Genomic DNA, 15,033 nt, shown 5'->3' with positions numbered 1-15,033 from the left:
CGACCGCGGGTCATTCCGCGGCGGCCGTGGCGGGTGTCTCCTCCGAAGGTTCCGGCCGGGCCAGCCAGTCCTGCAGTTCCCGGTGGCGGAACTGGTAGGCGAACCCCTCCACCCGCAGCAGTCCCGCCTCGCAGCACCAGTCGAGGAAGCCGCCCAGCCGGAGCGGCAGTTCGCCGCCCAGGGAGCCCTTGAACGCCAGGTGGCGGCGCCAGGCGGGGGCCGCCAGGCCCAGGACCAGCGGGGCGACGACCACCGCTCCGTACACAAAGCCCCGCGCGTCGGCCAGGAACTGGGCGACGAAGGCACCTCCGGCCAGCGCTCCCGTCGCCGCGAGCACGAGCGCGTACCGCAGTTCGGCGCGCAGCGGGTCGCGCGGGCCGGTGAGGGTGGCCTGCGGGTGGTCGGCGACGTGCCGGCCCGCCAGCAGCACCGGGACCGGCGCCACGTAGCCGAAGGTGACCGCAGTGACCAGCAGGGGACGGTCGCCCAGCTGGTCCCACACGTACAGGCCGAAGCCGAGTGTGCCCAGCAGGCCGGCGACGACGAAGCCCGGCTCGACGAGCCGCCGCACGTGCAGCCTGCGGGGTACGGGCTGGCGACGGCGGCGGTTCATGACCAGCTGCGGCAGGTCGGACATCAGGAAGAACGCCACCAGGAAGGCCAGGGGGCTGCCCTGGGGGATGGTGAAGCCGAGCCGGTCCGCCACGACGATCCCGATGACGAACGGCAGGCTGACGAGGACCATTTCGCTCAGGGCGACCTGGAACCTGCCGATCGGCCAGAGCCGGTGCAGCACCAGGTCGGTCTCGGCGACCACCTCGTCGCCCGGGCGGCGCTCCTCCTCGGGGTCCCGGCCGCCGTTGCGCAGGTGCCGTGCGAGGACGGTCAGCGCGACCTGGACCTTTTCCGGGTCGTGTCGTCGGCCGTGCCCAGGTCCCGGCCGCGCGTTGTGCGCCCTGGTCGCGGCACGGGTGTACAGGTCCAGCAGGTGGTCCGGCACCGCGTGGGAGGGCATGGCGAGCAGCGCGCCGGGCAGGCGCACCGGGCGGTAGTCGACCCGTTCGGTGTAGCCCGTGGTGAGCAGTGCCATCCGCCAGGGGGTCTGGACGGCGCGGGCCAGTCCGCGGGGGGTCCTGTTCCAGGTGAGGGCCTCGACGACGGGCTGCCATTCGGGCAGCCACTGCCCGGCCTCGTCCGTCAGTCCGCTCTCGCGCAGGAACGCCAGCTGCTGTTCGCTGGTGAGGGGACGGAGGGTGACCGTGGTGGAGTGTCCCAGGCGTGCCTTCCGGGACAGGTTCCGGTAGCGGTCGGTGCGGCACACCACCACCAGCGGGGCCTTGCCGGTGCGGCCGTCGTACTCGACGTCGAGCCGCTGCAGGGCGCGCAGCGCGCGGGTGGCGCGCAGGGGCGCGTCCGGCGGGTCCATTTCGTCGAGGCCGTCGAAGATCGGCAGGACGAGCCGGGCGTCGAGGAGTTCGCGGGCCACGGTCCGGGAGGGGGTGAGCCTGATCTCGGTCAGGTAGTCCGCCAGCCAGTCCCTCAGCGGCCGCTCGGTGTTCCAGGTGGAGAGCGGGATGCGGACCGGTACCGGCTCGCCGTCCTTCCGGCGCTCCAGGAGGTGGGCCATCAGCTGGGTGGCCGCGACGGTCTTGCCGGAGCCCGGGTCACCGAGGATCACCAGGCGGCTCCTGCCGGGCGGCAGGCCGGTGAAGTACGGCCCCAGCGGCTGCGCCACGGCCGTCCCGGGGCGGGCGGCGTCCTCGAAGCCGACGGGGATGGTGTTGCCGGAGCCGGGGAAGTAGCCGCGGGGTGCGGCGAGCAGCTGTTTGTCGACCTGGTTCCGGAAGTCGGCGAGCCTGCGGCCGAGGTCCGCTTCCTCCTGCCGGCGGCCGAGCAGCACGGCGTACGCGGCGATGCAGGCGGAGGCCGCGCCGGTGGCCACGGCGGCGATGTCCGCGAGCGGGCTGTCGCGCAGCGGCGGGGTCCCGCGGAGCAGCACGAAGGCCACGGCCACGACAGCGAATCCGGCTGCCACGATCTTCCACACGCTGCCCCGGTAGGAGCCCCCCGTCGCCATGGGCACGAAGTCTGCCGAGTGGCGGGCCGGTCCGGCAGCCGTTTCGGCGGATCGGTGCGGGACGGCCGGATACGCGTGCCGGGGGATGCGGAGGGGGCGGGGGGTGCGGAGAGGGCGGGGGATGCCGAAGGGCCGGGGGATGCCGAAGGGGCGGCGTGCCGGCCGGCACACCGCCCCTTCGGATCCGACCCTGCTTACAGGAAGGAGTTGATCTCGATGGTCTCGGTGCGGCCCGGGCCGACGCCGATCGCCGAGATCGGGGCGCCGGACATCTCCTCCAGGGCCTTCACGTACGCCTGCGCGTTCTTCGGCAGGTCGGCGAAGGTCTTGGCCTTGGTGATGTCCTCGGACCAGCCCGGCAGCATCTCGTAGATCGGCTTCGCGTGGTGGAAGTCCGACTGCGAGTAGGGCAGCTCCTCGACGCGCTTGCCGTCGATCTCGTAGGCCACGCAGACCGGGATCTGCTCCCAGCCGGTGAGGACGTCGAGCTTGGTGAGGAAGAAGTCCGTCAGGCCGTTCACGCGGGTCGCGTAGCGGGCGATCGGGGCGTCGAACCAGCCGCAGCGGCGGTCGCGGCCGGTGGTCACACCGCGCTCGCCGCCGATGCGGCGCAGGTCCTCGCCGTCCTTGTCGAACAGCTCGGTCGGGAACGGACCGGCGCCGACGCGGGTGGTGTAGGCCTTGAGGATGCCGATGACCCGGGAGATCTTCGTCGGGCCCACGCCGGTGCCGGTGCAGGCGCCGCCCGCGGTCGGGTTCGAGGAGGTGACGAAGGGGTACGTGCCGTGGTCGACGTCGAGCAGGGTGCCCTGGCCGCCCTCGAACAGCACGACCTTGTCCTCGTCGAGCGCGTTGTTCAGGATCAGCGTGGTGTCGGCCACGTACGGCTTGATCTGCTCCGCGTACTGGAGCATCTCCTCGACGATCTGCGCGGGCTCGATCGCGCGGCGGTTGTACAGCTTGGCGAGCAGCTGGTTCTTGCCCTCCAGCGCCGCCTCGACCTTCTGGGTGAGGATCGACTCGTCGTACAGGTCCTGGACCCGGATGCCCACGCGGTTGATCTTGTCCGCGTAGGTCGGGCCGATGCCTCGGCCGGTCGTGCCGATCTTGCGCTTGCCGAGGAAGCGCTCGCCGACCTTGTCGAGGGTGACGTTGTAGGGGGTGATCAGGTGCGCGTTGCCGCTGATCAGGAGCTTGGACGTGTCGATTCCGCGCTCGTTCAGACCGCGCAGCTCGGACAGCAGCACGGACGGGTCGACGACGACACCGTTGCCGATCACCGGCGTGCAGCCGGGGGAGAGGATGCCGGAAGGGAGCAGGTGAAGGGCGTACTTCTGGTCGCCCACGACGACCGTGTGGCCGGCGTTGTTGCCGCCCTGGTAGCGGACAACGTAGTCGACGGAACCACCGAGGAGGTCGGTGGCCTTCCCCTTGCCCTCGTCACCCCACTGGGCTCCGAGCAGCACAAGAGCGGGCACAGGCGTACACCTCTTCCGGATGGGGCATGTCCAAGGTCAGGGGGCGTACGACGATGTACACCGCAGGCTGAGCCGTCGGACCGGTTGCCCCGGAATAGACGAAGCCCCTGGCGCAATAGCGCAAGGGGCTCTTGCACAAAGATGCTACCCGAGGAAGGACCGAGGTGTCGGCTCCAGAGCCCACCATGAGCCAGGCGGGTGCGCCGGCGGGAGCCCTGCTGGTGCTCGTCGACCCGGTCGCCCGCCGCCTGGACGGCGAGTCCGTGCGGATCGCGAAGGACGTGCTGAGCGCGGGGGCGGCGGCGAAGATCTGCCTCCCCGAGAGCCCTGAGGAGTTCGCGCGGGCCCTCGCCCGCAGGGGTCATCGGCGTCCGGTGATCGTGGGGGACGACCGGGCTCTGGTACGGGCGGTGGGCCTGCTGCACCGGGAGCGGGCGCTCGCCGCGGCGGGGGCGCTGTCCCTGGTGCCGGTGGGTCCGGCGCCCGCCCTGTCGCTGGCGCATGCGCTGGGGGTCCCGGTGGGGGCGGTGGCGGCGGCGCGGGCCGTGCTGGACGGCGCGGTGCGGACGTACGACCTGCTGGTGGACGACAGCGACGGGGTGGTGCTGGGCGGGCTGCGGATCCCTTCGGCGTCGCCGGGGGCGGGGCGCGCGGCCGGCGGCCCCGAGGGTGCCCGGCGGCCCGGGGCGGCGCCGGCGGGGGCCGAGCGGTCGGTGTGGAGTGCCTGCCGGTCGCTGGTACGGACCCTGGTGCGCCCGCCCGTCGGCGGGGCGGTGGCCCCGGCCGCCGCCGGCGCGCACCGGCTGCGGGTGGAGGCCGACGGGGTGCTGCTGGCCGATCTGGACCGGCCGGTGGCGGGGGTGTCGGTGGCCCGGCGGGAAGGGCTGGCCGAGGTGGTCGTCCGTACGGGTGATTCCGAGCGGCCCGTGACGGCCCTGGCGCGGTCGGTCACGGTGTCGGGGACGGACTTCCGCTACCGGGCCGACCATGCGGTCAGCGGTCCGGTCCGCCGCCGCACCTGGACCCTCCGCCCGGCGGCCTGGAACCTGACGGTCCCCCGGCCGGACTGACCCGCGGGGCGGGGGAGCGGGCAGGGGAGCCCGGGCCTCCGGGCGGGCCTGCGCCCACGCCTATGCCTATGCCTATGCCTCCGCCGTCGGCGGCGGAGGCAGGTCCAGCGTGGCCCGGTGGGCGCGCCAGCGGTGCAGCATCGAGTGCATCTCGCTCTGCAGGAACTCGAAGAACGCCGCCGTCTCGGCGAGCCGTGCACCCGCCGCGGTGTACTCGCCCAGGCCGGACGCGCCCTCGCGGAGGGTCTTCTCGAACATGCCCAGCACCTGGTCGCGGCGGGTGAAGGTCTCGTACCAGAGTTCGTTGTGCAGCACGTACCGGTCCCGCCTCGATCCCGGTTCGCGTTCCCGGCTGACCATGCCGACCTGCGACAGGTAGGAGATCGCGCCCGACACCGCCGCCGGGCTGATCCGCAGGGCCGCGCCCAGCTCCGCCGACGTCATGCTCGCCCGGTCGCTGGCCAGCAGGGCTGCGAAGACCCGCGCCGCCATCCGCTGCATGCCCGCGTCGGTCAGCTGTCCGGCGAAGCGCTCCACGAAGCGCGAGACCGCCTCGCCGTCGCGGTCGCCCCCGGTGCCGCCAGTGCCGCCGGCCGTCCCGCCCGTCTCCGTCTCATCCATCTCCGTCACGCACCCGACTTTACGCGATTCCAGAGATTCACAAATTTGTGAAAGTCGCGTACGTTCAGAAACATGACGAAGGCAATCCGCGTCGCCGGACTCCACAAGGCGTTCGGCCGCACCCGCGCACTGGACGGCCTCGACCTGTCGGTCGCCACCGGCGAGGTCCACGGCTTCCTCGGCCCCAACGGAGCCGGCAAGTCCACCACCATCCGGGTCCTCCTGGGCCTGCTGCGCGCCGACTCGGGCACCGCCGAGCTCCTCGGCGGCGACCCCTGGGCCGACGCCGTCGCCCTGCACCGCCGCATCGCCTACGTCCCCGGTGACGTCACCCTGTGGCGCAACCTCTCCGGCGGGGAGGTCATCGACCTCTACGGCCGGCTGCGCGGCGGCCTGGACAAGGCGCGCCGGGCCGCCCTCCTCGAACGCTTCGAGCTCGACCCCACGAAGAAGGGCCGCACCTACTCCAAGGGCAACCGGCAGAAGGTCGCGCTGGTCGCCGCCTTCGCCTCCGACGCCGAACTGCTCGTGCTGGACGAGCCGACCTCCGGCCTCGACCCGCTGATGGAGGAGGTCTTCCAGGGGTGCGTCGCCGAGGCCCGCCGGGCGGGCCGGACCGTCCTGCTCAGCTCGCACATCCTCAGCGAGGTCGAGACCCTCTGCGACCGCGTCAGCATCATCCGCAACGGGCGGACTGTGGAGAGCGGCTCCCTCGCCGACCTGCGCCTCCTGACCCGGACCTCGGTCACCGCGGAACTCGCCGGCCCGCCGGACGGACTGGCCCGGCTGCCCGGAGTGCACGACGTGGACGTCCGCACCGCGCACGACGGCCCGGGCACCCGGGTCCGCCTCCAGGTCGACACCGACCGGCTGGACGCCGTCCTGCGCTCCCTGGCCGGCTCGGGCGTACGGTCGCTCACCTCGACTCCGCCCACCCTCGAAGAGCTCTTCCTGCGCCACTACACCACCGAAGGGGCGGAGGAGCGATGAAGCAGCCGTACGCCGGCACCGGCACCCTGCTGCGACTCGCGCTGCGCCGCGACCGGGTCATGATGCCGGTCTGGATCCTGCTGACGGGGCTGACCGTCGTCAGCATGCCGGGATCGCTCGGGACCGTTTACCGGACCGCCGCCGAGCGGGAGGGCATCGCCGCGTCGATGAACGCCAACGGCTCGATGCGCGCCCTCTACGGGCCGGTGTTCGCCGATTCCCTCGGTGGCCTGACGGCCTGGCGGACGGGCGTCTACGGCGGGGTGCTCGCCGCCGTGATGAGCCTGCTCGTCGTGGTCCGGCACACGCGGGAGGAAGAGGAGACGGGCCGCCAGGAGATGCTGTCCGCGGCCATGGTGGGACGGCGGGCCCCGCTCACCGCGGCGCTGCTCGCCGCCCTCGCCGCCAACGGCCTGCTCGGTCTGCTGATCGCGGGCGGACTGGCGGGGCAGGGCGCGGACGGCGCGCTCGCCCTCGGCCTCGCGATCGCCGGTACCGGCATGCTGTTCGCGACGACGGCCGCCCTGGCGGCGCAGCTCACCGAGAGCGCGCGGGCCGCCAAGGGCCTCACGGCCGCCGCCCTGGGCGGGGCCTTCGTGCTCAGGGCGGCCGGCGACGCGGGCCGGGCAGGCGGCGGGTCCGTGCTGACCTGGGCCTCGCCGTTGGGCTGGCTGGAGAACGTACGGGCCTTCGCCGGGGAGCGCTGGTGGGTGCTCGCGCTGCTCGCCGCGGCCGTGGCGGTGCAGTGCCTCCTCGGGTACGCCCTGGCCGCGCGGCGGGACACGGGCATGAGTTTCCTGCCGGGCCGGCCGGGGCCGGCCGAGGGGCGGCTGGGCTCGGCCGGTGCCCTGGCCCGGCGGCTCCAGCGCGGCAGCGCGGTCGGCTGGGGTGCGGGCTTCCTGATCGCCGGTCTGGTGTTCGGAGGGATGGCCGACGGGGCCGCCGAGCTCGTCGGCGGGAACGAGCGGACCCGCGAGATCTTCGAGCGGATGGGCGGGCAGACCGACCTCACCGAGGCGTTCCTGGCATCGGTCACCGGGCTGCTCGGCCTGGTCGCCGCCCTCTTCGTCACCGCCTCGGTGCTCCGGCTGCACGGCGAGGAGACCGGGCAGCGCGCCGAGTGGCTGCTGGCCGCTCCGGTGAGCCGGCGGGCCTGGGCCGGTGGGCACCTCGCCGTCGCCTTCGGCGGCGCCGCGGGGATCCTCGCCCTGGGCGGGCTCGGGATCGGGATCGGGCACGGCACGGACGCCGCGGGGGCGGTCGGGGCGGCGCTGGCCCAGCTGCCCGCGGTGTGGCTGATCGGCTCCCTGGCGGTGCTCCTGCACGGCGCGCTGCCGAAGTACGCGCCGGCCGCCTGGGGCGTGGCCGGGGTCGCGCTGGCCCTCGGCTGGATCGGCCCGGCGCTGAACCTCCCGCAGGCCGTGCTGAACCTCTCGCCTTTCGCTCACCTGCCCAAGTGGCCGGGCGCGGCGGATCCGTCCTGGACCCCGCTGTTCCTGCTGACCGCCCTCGCGGCGGTCCTGACCGCGGCAGGAGTGCTGGCCCTGCGCCGCCGGGACATGACCGGCTGAGCGGCCGGGGCTGCCGCCCGCCGGGCGGCAGCCCCGCCGGACCGCCCGACTGCCGAGGGCCGGCTCGCGGCCCTGAGAGCCGTCAGCAGGAGACGACCAGCTCCCGCAGCCCCCGGATCACATACCCGTCGGACCACTGCGGCTCCCGCACGAGCCGCAGCTCCGGCACCCCGGCACCGAGGAACGCCCCGAAGGACGCCGCGAGCTCAAGCCTCGCCAGCGGCGCCCCGAGGCAGTAGTGGATGCCCGCACCGAAGCTGAGGTGCGGGTTGTCCCGCCGGGACAGGTCCAGCGCGTCGGGGTCGGCGAAGCGCGCCGGATCCCGGTTCGCCGAACCGAACAGCAGTGCCACCTCGGCCCCGCGCGGCAGCACCGTGCCGTCGATCTCCACCTCGTCCAGCACCCACCTCTCGAACATCTGCAGCGGGGTGTCGTAGCGCATCAGCTCGTCCACAGCTGTGGACAACATCTCGGCCGGACGCTCCCGGAGCGCCCGGAGCTGCTCCGGGTTGCGGAACAGCGCCCACCATCCGTTCGCCGTGGTGTTGACGGTGGCCTCGTGTCCGGCGTTGAGCAGCAGCACACAGGTGGAGATCATCTCCTGCTCGCTGAGCCGTCCCCCCTCGTCGTGCGCCGCGATCAGCGCGGAGATCAGGTCCTCCCCGGGCGCCCGCCGCCGTTCTTCGATCAGCCCCCGCAGATAGGCGCTGAACTGCACCGACGCGGTCACCGCCCGGTGCGCGGTCTCCTCGTCCGGCCGGAGTTCGAACATCCCGCAGATGTCCGCCGACCAGGGCCGCAGCAGCCCGCGGTCCGCCTCGGGCACCCCGAGCAGCTCGGCGATCACCGCGACCGGAAGCGGTTCGGCGACGGCCGACAACAGGTCCCCGCCGCCCTTCGCGACGAACCCCGCCACCAGCTCCCGCGCCATCCGCCGGACGGCCGGTGCCAGCCGCTCCACGGTCCGGGGGGTGAACGCCTGGGACACCAGCCGCCGCACCCGGGCGTGCGCGGGGTCCTCCAGGTCCAGCAGCCCGTTCGCGTTCAGGACGTGGAAGGGCTCGTGCCCGGGCGGTGGCGGGGTCCGCCCGAACTCCTCGTGGGAGAAGCGGTGGAGGTAGGTGCGTCCCAGCCGGCGGTCCCGCAGCAGCGCGCTGACGTCCTCGTGGTGCGGCACCAGCCACTGGCCCGTGGCCTCGCACCACAGCACCCGCCCCCTGGCCCGCAACTCCGCGTAGGCGGGGTACGGATCGGCCACGAACGCGGGGTCCCACGGATCGAAGTCCATTCCCGCAGCCTATGACCGGCCGCGCGGATCTTCCCGGGAAACCGGAGCACCATGGAGGTATGCCCCGAGCCAACGACGCGGTGCAGGCGATGCTCCAGGAGTACGCCGACCTCATCGCCATCCGAGGCGGCGACGCCTTCAAGGCGCGCGCCTACGAGAAGGCCGCGCGGGCCGTGGGCGGCCATCCGGCCGACATCGCCGGCCTCGACGTCAAGGGCCTCAAGGAGATCCCGGGCGTCGGCACCTCGGTCGCCGGGAAGATCGTCGAATATCTGCGCACCGGGCACATGACCGTCGTGGACGAGGCCCGCGACTCGATACCCGCCGGGGTGAGAGAGCTCATCGGCATCCCCGGCCTCGGCCCCCGCAAGGCCATGCTGCTCCACCGGGAGCTCGGCATCTCCTCCGTGGACCAGCTGCTCGACGCCATCCGCCGGGAGCGGCTGCGCGACCTGAAGGGCTTCGGCGAGCGCACCGAGGAGAACATTCTGCACGGCATCTCCCTGCTCCGGCAGCCCGGCGCGGACCGCATCCTGATCAGCCGGGCCATGGAGGTCGCCGAGCAGATCGTCGCCGAACTCTCCGCCCTCCCCGGCCGCGCCCGCTGCACGTACGCGGGGTCGCTGCGCCGGATGCGCGAGACCATCGGGGACGTCGACGTCCTGGTCGCGTCCCGCAAGCCCGATGCCTACATGGAGGCCCTGACCTCCATGCCCACGACCACCGAGGTCATCGCGGCCGGGCGGAAGAAGACCTCCGTCCGCACCGCCGACGGCCTCCAGGTCGACCTGCGGGTGCTGCCCCCGGAGTCCTGGGGCGCCGGCCTCCAGTACTTCACCGGGTCCAAGGCCCACAACATCCGCACCCGCGAGCTCGCCGTCCACCAGGGGCTCAAGCTCTCCGAGTACGGGCTGTTCGACGCCGAGAGCGGCGAGCGGCTCGCCTCGGAGACCGAGGAGGAGGTCTACGCCCGCCTCGGCCTGTCCTGGATCCCCCCGGCGCTGCGCGAGGACCGCGGCGAGATCGCGGCCGCCCGGCGCGGGGAGCTGCCCGCGCTGGTGACCGAGCGCGACATCCGCGGTGACCTGCACACCCACACCGACCTCACCGACGGTCTGGCCTCCCTGGAGGACATGGTCGCCGCCGCGGCCGCCCGGGGGTACACGTACTTCGCCCTCACCGACCACGCCCCGGACCTGGCCATGCAGCGCATGACCGCCGAGAAGATCCTCGCCCAGCGCGAGCAGGTCCGTGCCCTGGACCGCACCCACCACGGGATGCGGCTGCTGCACGGCACGGAGCTCAACATCGGCCCCGACGGCGGCCTCGACTGGCCCGACGAGTTCCTGGCCGGCTTCGACCTGTGCGTGGCCTCGGTCCACTCCCACTTCAACCAGAGCCGCGGGGACCTCACCCGCCGCTTGGTCCGCGCGGCCGAGAACCCTTACGTCTCGGTCATCGGCCACCCCACCACCCGGCGGATCGGCAAACGCCCGCCCATCGACGCCGACTTCGACGAGGTCTTCGCCGTGTGCGCCCGTACCGGCACCGCCCTGGAGATCAACGCCCATCCCGAACGGCTCGACCTGTGCGACGAGGACATCCTCCGCGCCCGGCAGTACGGCGTGAAGTTCGCCATCGACTCCGACGCCCACGCCACCACCCACCTCCCGTACCTGCGCTACGGGATCGGCACCGCCCAGCGCGGCTGGCTCACCAAGGACGACGTGATCAACACCTGGCCCCTGACCCGGCTCCGCCGCTTCCTCCGGCCTACGAAGGGGTGACCAGCCGGGCCTCGTAGGCGAAGACCGCGGCCTGCGTACGGTCGCGCAGCCCCAGCTTCACCAGGATGCGGCTCACATGGGTCTTGATCGTGGACTCGGCGATGACCAGGCGGTCGGCGATCTCCGCATTGGACAGGCCGTGCGCGATCAGCACCAGCACCTCCGTCTCCCGCTCCGTCAGCTCACCCACCGTCGGACGCTCGACGGGCCGGCCGGTGTCCGACAGCTTGGAGAACTCGGAGATCAGCCGCTTCGTCACCGACGGGGCCAGCAGCGCCTCCCCGGCCGCCACCACCCGCACCCCGTCCGCCAGCTGCCGGGCCGAGGCGTCCTTCAGCAGGAACCCGGAAGCCCCCGCCCGCAGCGCCTGGTACACGTACTCGTCGAGGTCGAAGGTCGTCAGGACCAGCACCTTCGCGTCCGCGTCCGCCGCCACGATCTCCCGGGTCGCCTCCAGCCCGTTCAGCACCGGCATCCGGATGTCCATCAGGACCACGTCCGGCCGCAGCGCCGCCACCTGCGCGACGGCCTCCCGGCCGTCGACCGCCTCGCCCACCACCTCGATGTCGGGCATCGCGTTCAGCAGGACCGAGAAGCCCTCCCGGACCATCATCTGGTCGTCCACGATCAGGACCCGGATCGTGCCGCCGGTCATGCCGCTCCCTCGGCCGGCAGAGCGCGCACGGGTATGAACACCGCCACCTCGTACCCTCCTTCCGCCGTCCCACCGGCTGTGATCTCACCTTCCAGCATGGCCACCCGTTCGCGCATCCCCGTGATGCCGTGCCCGGCACCCGGCGAGGGCCGCACGTCTTCGGTCGGCGGATCGTTGACCACCCGTATCCCCAGTCCGCCCAGCACGTAGGACACCTCCACCCCGGCCCGGGCGCCCGGCGCGTGCCGCAGGGCGTTGCTCAGCGCCTCCTGGATGATCCGGTACGCCGACAGCTCCACCCCCTGCGGAAGCTCCCGCACCGCCCCGGTGACGGTCTTCTCCACGGTCAGCCCGGCCTCCCGCACATTGGCGAGCAGCCCGTCCAGCGCGGCCAGCGTCGGCTGAGGTGCCTCCGGTGCCTCGTAGTCCGCAGACCGCACCACCCCGAGCACCCGGCGCAGTTCGGTCAGCGCCGCCACCGCGTTCTCCCGGATCGTCGCGAACGCCGCCTCCAGTTCCGGAGGCGGGTTCTCCACCCGGTAGGGCGCCGCCTCGGCCTGGATCGCCACCACCGACATGTGGTGGGCGACCACGTCGTGCAACTCGCGCGCGATGGTGGTCCGTTCCTCCAGCAGGGTCCGCTTGTCCCGTTCCACGGCGGTGACCTCCTGCTGCGCGGTGATCTCCTGGGTGGCCTTGCGCTGGATCTGCCAGACGCTGACGGCCAGCATCGCCACACCGGACAGGAAGACCATCGGGCCCTGGTTGAACGCCTGGCCGTACCCGGTGGCGGCGGCCAGGAACATGCCGAGGGCGACCGTGCACACCCACATCCAGGCGGCCGCCCGGGGGCCGGTCCGTACCGCCACGATCACCATGGTCGCCAGGTGGGCGACGAAAGAGGCGGGGGTCCACGGCCAGGTGACCGCGGAGCTCACCACCACGGCGAGCACACAGGTGATGAACATCGAGCACCAGAACGCGCCGACCGGCCGTGCCAGTGTCATCAGGACCGGCACCGCGGCGATGGCTCCCAGGACCACGGCCTCGGTGAACCCCATGTATCCGCGGTCCAGGTTCACGGACACCATGACCACGAAGGCGGCCGCCGCCAGTACCAGCAGCTGGGGGAGCTTGCCGGACCGGGACCGTATCCCTTCCGGCAGCCCGCGGGCCAGCGGCCCGTCCGGCCGCAGCCGCGGCAGCGGCCGGTAGGCGAACGCCCCGGTGAACAGGGCCTCGCGAAGACTGCGCAGCAGGCCCGTGAACAGGCCGCTGGCGAGCTCGAACTCCGGTGCGCGGGATGCTCCCCCCGCAGTGGTCTCCTTCATGCCAGAACCGTAGTTCCCGGTCCCCGTCGTCCGCGTCGCCGCTGATGGGGATCTCTCAAGGTCCCCCTCAAGTACTACCCGGGCCGTTCAGTAACCCGCGGGACGGACCAGACCCGTCTCGTACGCGTACACCGCCGCCTGGGTCCGGTCGCGCAGCCCCAGCTTCACCAGGATCCGGCTGACGTGGGTCTTCACGGTCTGCTCGGCCACGATCAGGTGCGCGGCGATCTCCGCGTTCGACAGGCCCTGGGCGATCAGCGCCAGCACCTCCGTCTCCCGCTCGGTCAGCTCCCCGATCCGTTCCTTCGAGGGCGCGCGGGGCGCCCCCAGCCGGGAGAACTCCGTGATCAGACGCTTGGTGATGTTGGGGGAGAGCAGGGCCTCGCCCGCCGCGACCACCCGGACCGCCTCGGCGAGCTGGTCGGCGGAGGCGTCCTTGAGCAGGAAGCCGGAGGCACCGGCCCGCAGCGCCTCGTACACGTACTCGTCGAGGTCGAAGGTGGTCAGGACGAGCACCTTCACCGTGGCGCCCGGGACGGCCGTGATCGTCGCGGTGGCCTCGATACCGCCGACGCCGGGCATCCGGATGTCCATCAGGACGACGTCCGGGGCGAGTTCGGCGACCTTGGCCACGGCCTCGGCCCCGTCCACGGCCTGACCGACCACCTCGATGTCGGGCTGGGCGTTGAGCAGCACGGTGAAGCCCTGCCGGACCATCATCTGGTCGTCGGCGATCATCACCCGGATCGGCATGGTCATGCGCAGGTCAGTCCTTCTTCTTCCGGGCGGCCGGGACGGCCGCGGTGGCGGGGGGCGCGGTGGCCGGGACGGCCCGGGTGGCCGCGCGATCCGCCGGTCCCGCCGGTTCCGGCGCTCCCGCCGGGGAGTCCATCGGGAGCACCGCGGTGACCTCGTACCCGCCGCCCGGGCGGGGGCCGGCGGCCAGTTCACCTCCCAGCATGCCCGCCCGCTCCCGCATTCCCAGCAGCCCGTGCCCGGCCCCGGGAGAGGGCGGCGCCTGCCGGGTCGGAGCCGTGTTGGCCACGCACAGGTGCAGCTCGTGCGGCCCGTACGCGATGCCCACCTCCACCCGCGAACCCGGCGCATGGCGCAGGCAGTTGCTCAGCGCCTCCTGGACGATCCGGTATGCCGTCAGCTCGACCCCCGGAGTGAGCGGCCGCCGGACGCCGGCCAGCTCGGTGGTCACCTCCAGGCCGGCCCCGCGCACGTTCTCCACGAGACCGTCGAGATCGGCGAGGGTGGGCTGCGGATGGTGCGGGTTCGCCTCGTCACCGGGCTGCTCGGAACGCAGCACGCCCAGCACCCGGCGGAGTTCGGTGAGCGCCTCCACGGCGTTCTCCCGGATGCCCGCCAGATTCTCCTTCAGCTCCTCCGACGGCTTCTCCACCAGGTGCGGGGCCACCTGGGCCTGGATGGAGATCACCGACATGTGGTGGGCGACCACGTCGTGCAGTTCGCGGGCGATCCGGCTGCGCTCCTCCAGCAGGGCCCGCTGGGCGCGCTCCGCCTCGGTGAGCGTCTCCTGTTCCTCCAGCCTCCCCCGCGCGAGCCGGACCGCCTGCAGGGCGTATCCCAGCACCCCGGTGAAGGCGAACAGTACGCCGGCACCCCCCACCGACGAGCTGCTGAGCTCGGGGCTCCACAGGAGTTCGCCGAGCAGTGCGAGCCCGAGGGCCGTGGAGACGGCGGCAGTCGTCACCCGTGCCGGAACCCGCAGCGCCACCAGCAGGACCACGACCGCGTAGGCAAACATCGCGCTGGGTATCCACGGCCAGAGCTGGCCCTGGCCGACCGTGTCGTGGATCTCGACGGCCATGGCCGTGGCCGTGGCCGTCGCCAGCCACCAGCCGGCCATGGGGCGGAACATGGCGAGCAGGATGGCCACGCCCATCAGCACCGCGAGCCAGTACACGAAGCCGTTGGCCGAATGGTAGTTGTGGCTCAGCTGGTTGTTGGTGATGGCGGTGAACGACACGGCCGCCACCACCGTCAGCACGTGCGGCAGACGCGCCAGCCACGGGGGCCGGGACATCCTCGGCAGCGGGTCCCGCCGCAGGGTGAACACCTGGCGGGTCGTGCTCTGCGGCTTCCCGCCGTCCCCGCTCGTTCCGTTCGTCCGCGCCCCCGCGCTCGTCTCGTTCACG

The 15,033-nt window shown here is 72.9% G+C and carries 12 protein-coding genes; 4 read left to right on the top strand and 8 right to left on the bottom strand.

All coding sequences use genetic code 11. The features are described from left to right. Positions 1-10: 10 nt before the first annotated feature. Positions 11-2,077, bottom strand: a complete 2,067-nt coding sequence (locus tag AB0O36_RS18105; protein ID WP_365110931.1) for an NACHT domain-containing protein — start codon at positions 2,075-2,077, stop codon at positions 11-13. Between the two features lie 194 nt (positions 2,078-2,271). After that, positions 2,272-3,555 (bottom strand): adenylosuccinate synthase, encoded by a 1,284-nt coding sequence (locus AB0O36_RS18100; RefSeq protein ID WP_365110929.1) that lies wholly within the window; start codon positions 3,553-3,555, stop codon positions 2,272-2,274. Positions 3,556-3,740: 185 nt separating this feature from the next. On the opposite strand from AB0O36_RS18100, the gene AB0O36_RS18095 reads away from it, so the two are divergent. After that, a complete protein-coding gene (locus tag AB0O36_RS18095) occupies positions 3,741-4,625 on the top strand; it encodes a diacylglycerol kinase (RefSeq protein WP_365111043.1) in 885 nt (294 codons plus the stop codon). 72 nt (positions 4,626-4,697) lie between these two features. On the opposite strand, the gene AB0O36_RS18090 is transcribed toward AB0O36_RS18095, so the two are convergent. Continuing rightward, positions 4,698-5,246: a MarR family transcriptional regulator gene (locus AB0O36_RS18090; protein ID WP_365111040.1), complete on the bottom strand. Its 549-nt coding sequence runs from the start codon at positions 5,244-5,246 to the stop codon at positions 4,698-4,700. A 72-nt stretch (positions 5,247-5,318) separates the two neighbouring features. Here AB0O36_RS18090 and AB0O36_RS18085 point away from each other — a divergent pair, with 72 nt between their 5' ends. Then, entirely contained in the window at positions 5,319-6,236 is a 918-nt protein-coding gene (locus tag AB0O36_RS18085; protein ID WP_365110926.1) for an ABC transporter ATP-binding protein, read from the top strand. Then, on the top strand, positions 6,233-7,807 hold the full coding sequence (locus AB0O36_RS18080; protein ID WP_365110924.1) for an ABC transporter permease: 1,575 nt from the start codon (positions 6,233-6,235) through the stop codon (positions 7,805-7,807). Before AB0O36_RS18085 ends, AB0O36_RS18080 begins: the two co-directional genes overlap by 4 nt. A gap of 82 nt (positions 7,808-7,889) precedes the next feature. Here the strand turns inward: AB0O36_RS18080 and AB0O36_RS18075 are convergent, their stop codons facing one another. Beyond that, a complete protein-coding gene (locus AB0O36_RS18075; RefSeq protein ID WP_365110921.1) occupies positions 7,890-9,095 on the bottom strand; it encodes a cytochrome P450 in 1,206 nt (401 codons plus the stop codon). 59 nt (positions 9,096-9,154) lie between these two features. Between AB0O36_RS18075 and polX the strand changes: the two genes are divergently transcribed. Beyond that, the gene (gene polX / locus AB0O36_RS18070) at positions 9,155-10,882 is read left to right on the top strand and encodes a DNA polymerase/3'-5' exonuclease PolX (protein WP_365110918.1); all 1,728 of its coding nucleotides are present in this window, start codon (positions 9,155-9,157) and stop codon (positions 10,880-10,882) included. On the opposite strand, the gene AB0O36_RS18065 is transcribed toward polX, so the two are convergent. From AB0O36_RS18065 to AB0O36_RS18050, 4 genes are all read right to left on the bottom strand, one after another. Further along, a complete protein-coding gene (locus AB0O36_RS18065) occupies positions 10,869-11,537 on the bottom strand; it encodes a response regulator transcription factor (protein WP_365110915.1) in 669 nt (222 codons plus the stop codon). The genes polX and AB0O36_RS18065 overlap by 14 nt on opposite strands. Next, positions 11,534-12,868, bottom strand: coding sequence for a histidine kinase (locus AB0O36_RS18060; protein WP_365110913.1), 1,335 nt, complete (start codon positions 12,866-12,868; stop codon positions 11,534-11,536). Before AB0O36_RS18060 ends, AB0O36_RS18065 begins: the two co-directional genes overlap by 4 nt. An 87-nt stretch (positions 12,869-12,955) precedes the next feature. Beyond that, a complete protein-coding gene (locus AB0O36_RS18055; protein WP_365110910.1) occupies positions 12,956-13,627 on the bottom strand; it encodes a response regulator transcription factor in 672 nt (223 codons plus the stop codon). Positions 13,628-13,634: 7 nt separating this feature from the next. Then, positions 13,635-15,032: a sensor histidine kinase gene (locus AB0O36_RS18050; RefSeq protein ID WP_365110907.1), complete on the bottom strand. Its 1,398-nt coding sequence runs from the start codon at positions 15,030-15,032 to the stop codon at positions 13,635-13,637. Position 15,033: the final 1 nt, after the last annotated feature.

Source organism: Streptomyces sp. NPDC089799, from assembly GCF_040684755.1.
Classification (GTDB): domain Bacteria; phylum Actinomycetota; class Actinomycetes; order Streptomycetales; family Streptomycetaceae; genus Streptomyces.
The sequence above is the reverse complement of the archived record's forward strand: the minus strand, read 5'-3'. Positions and strand labels throughout refer to the sequence as shown.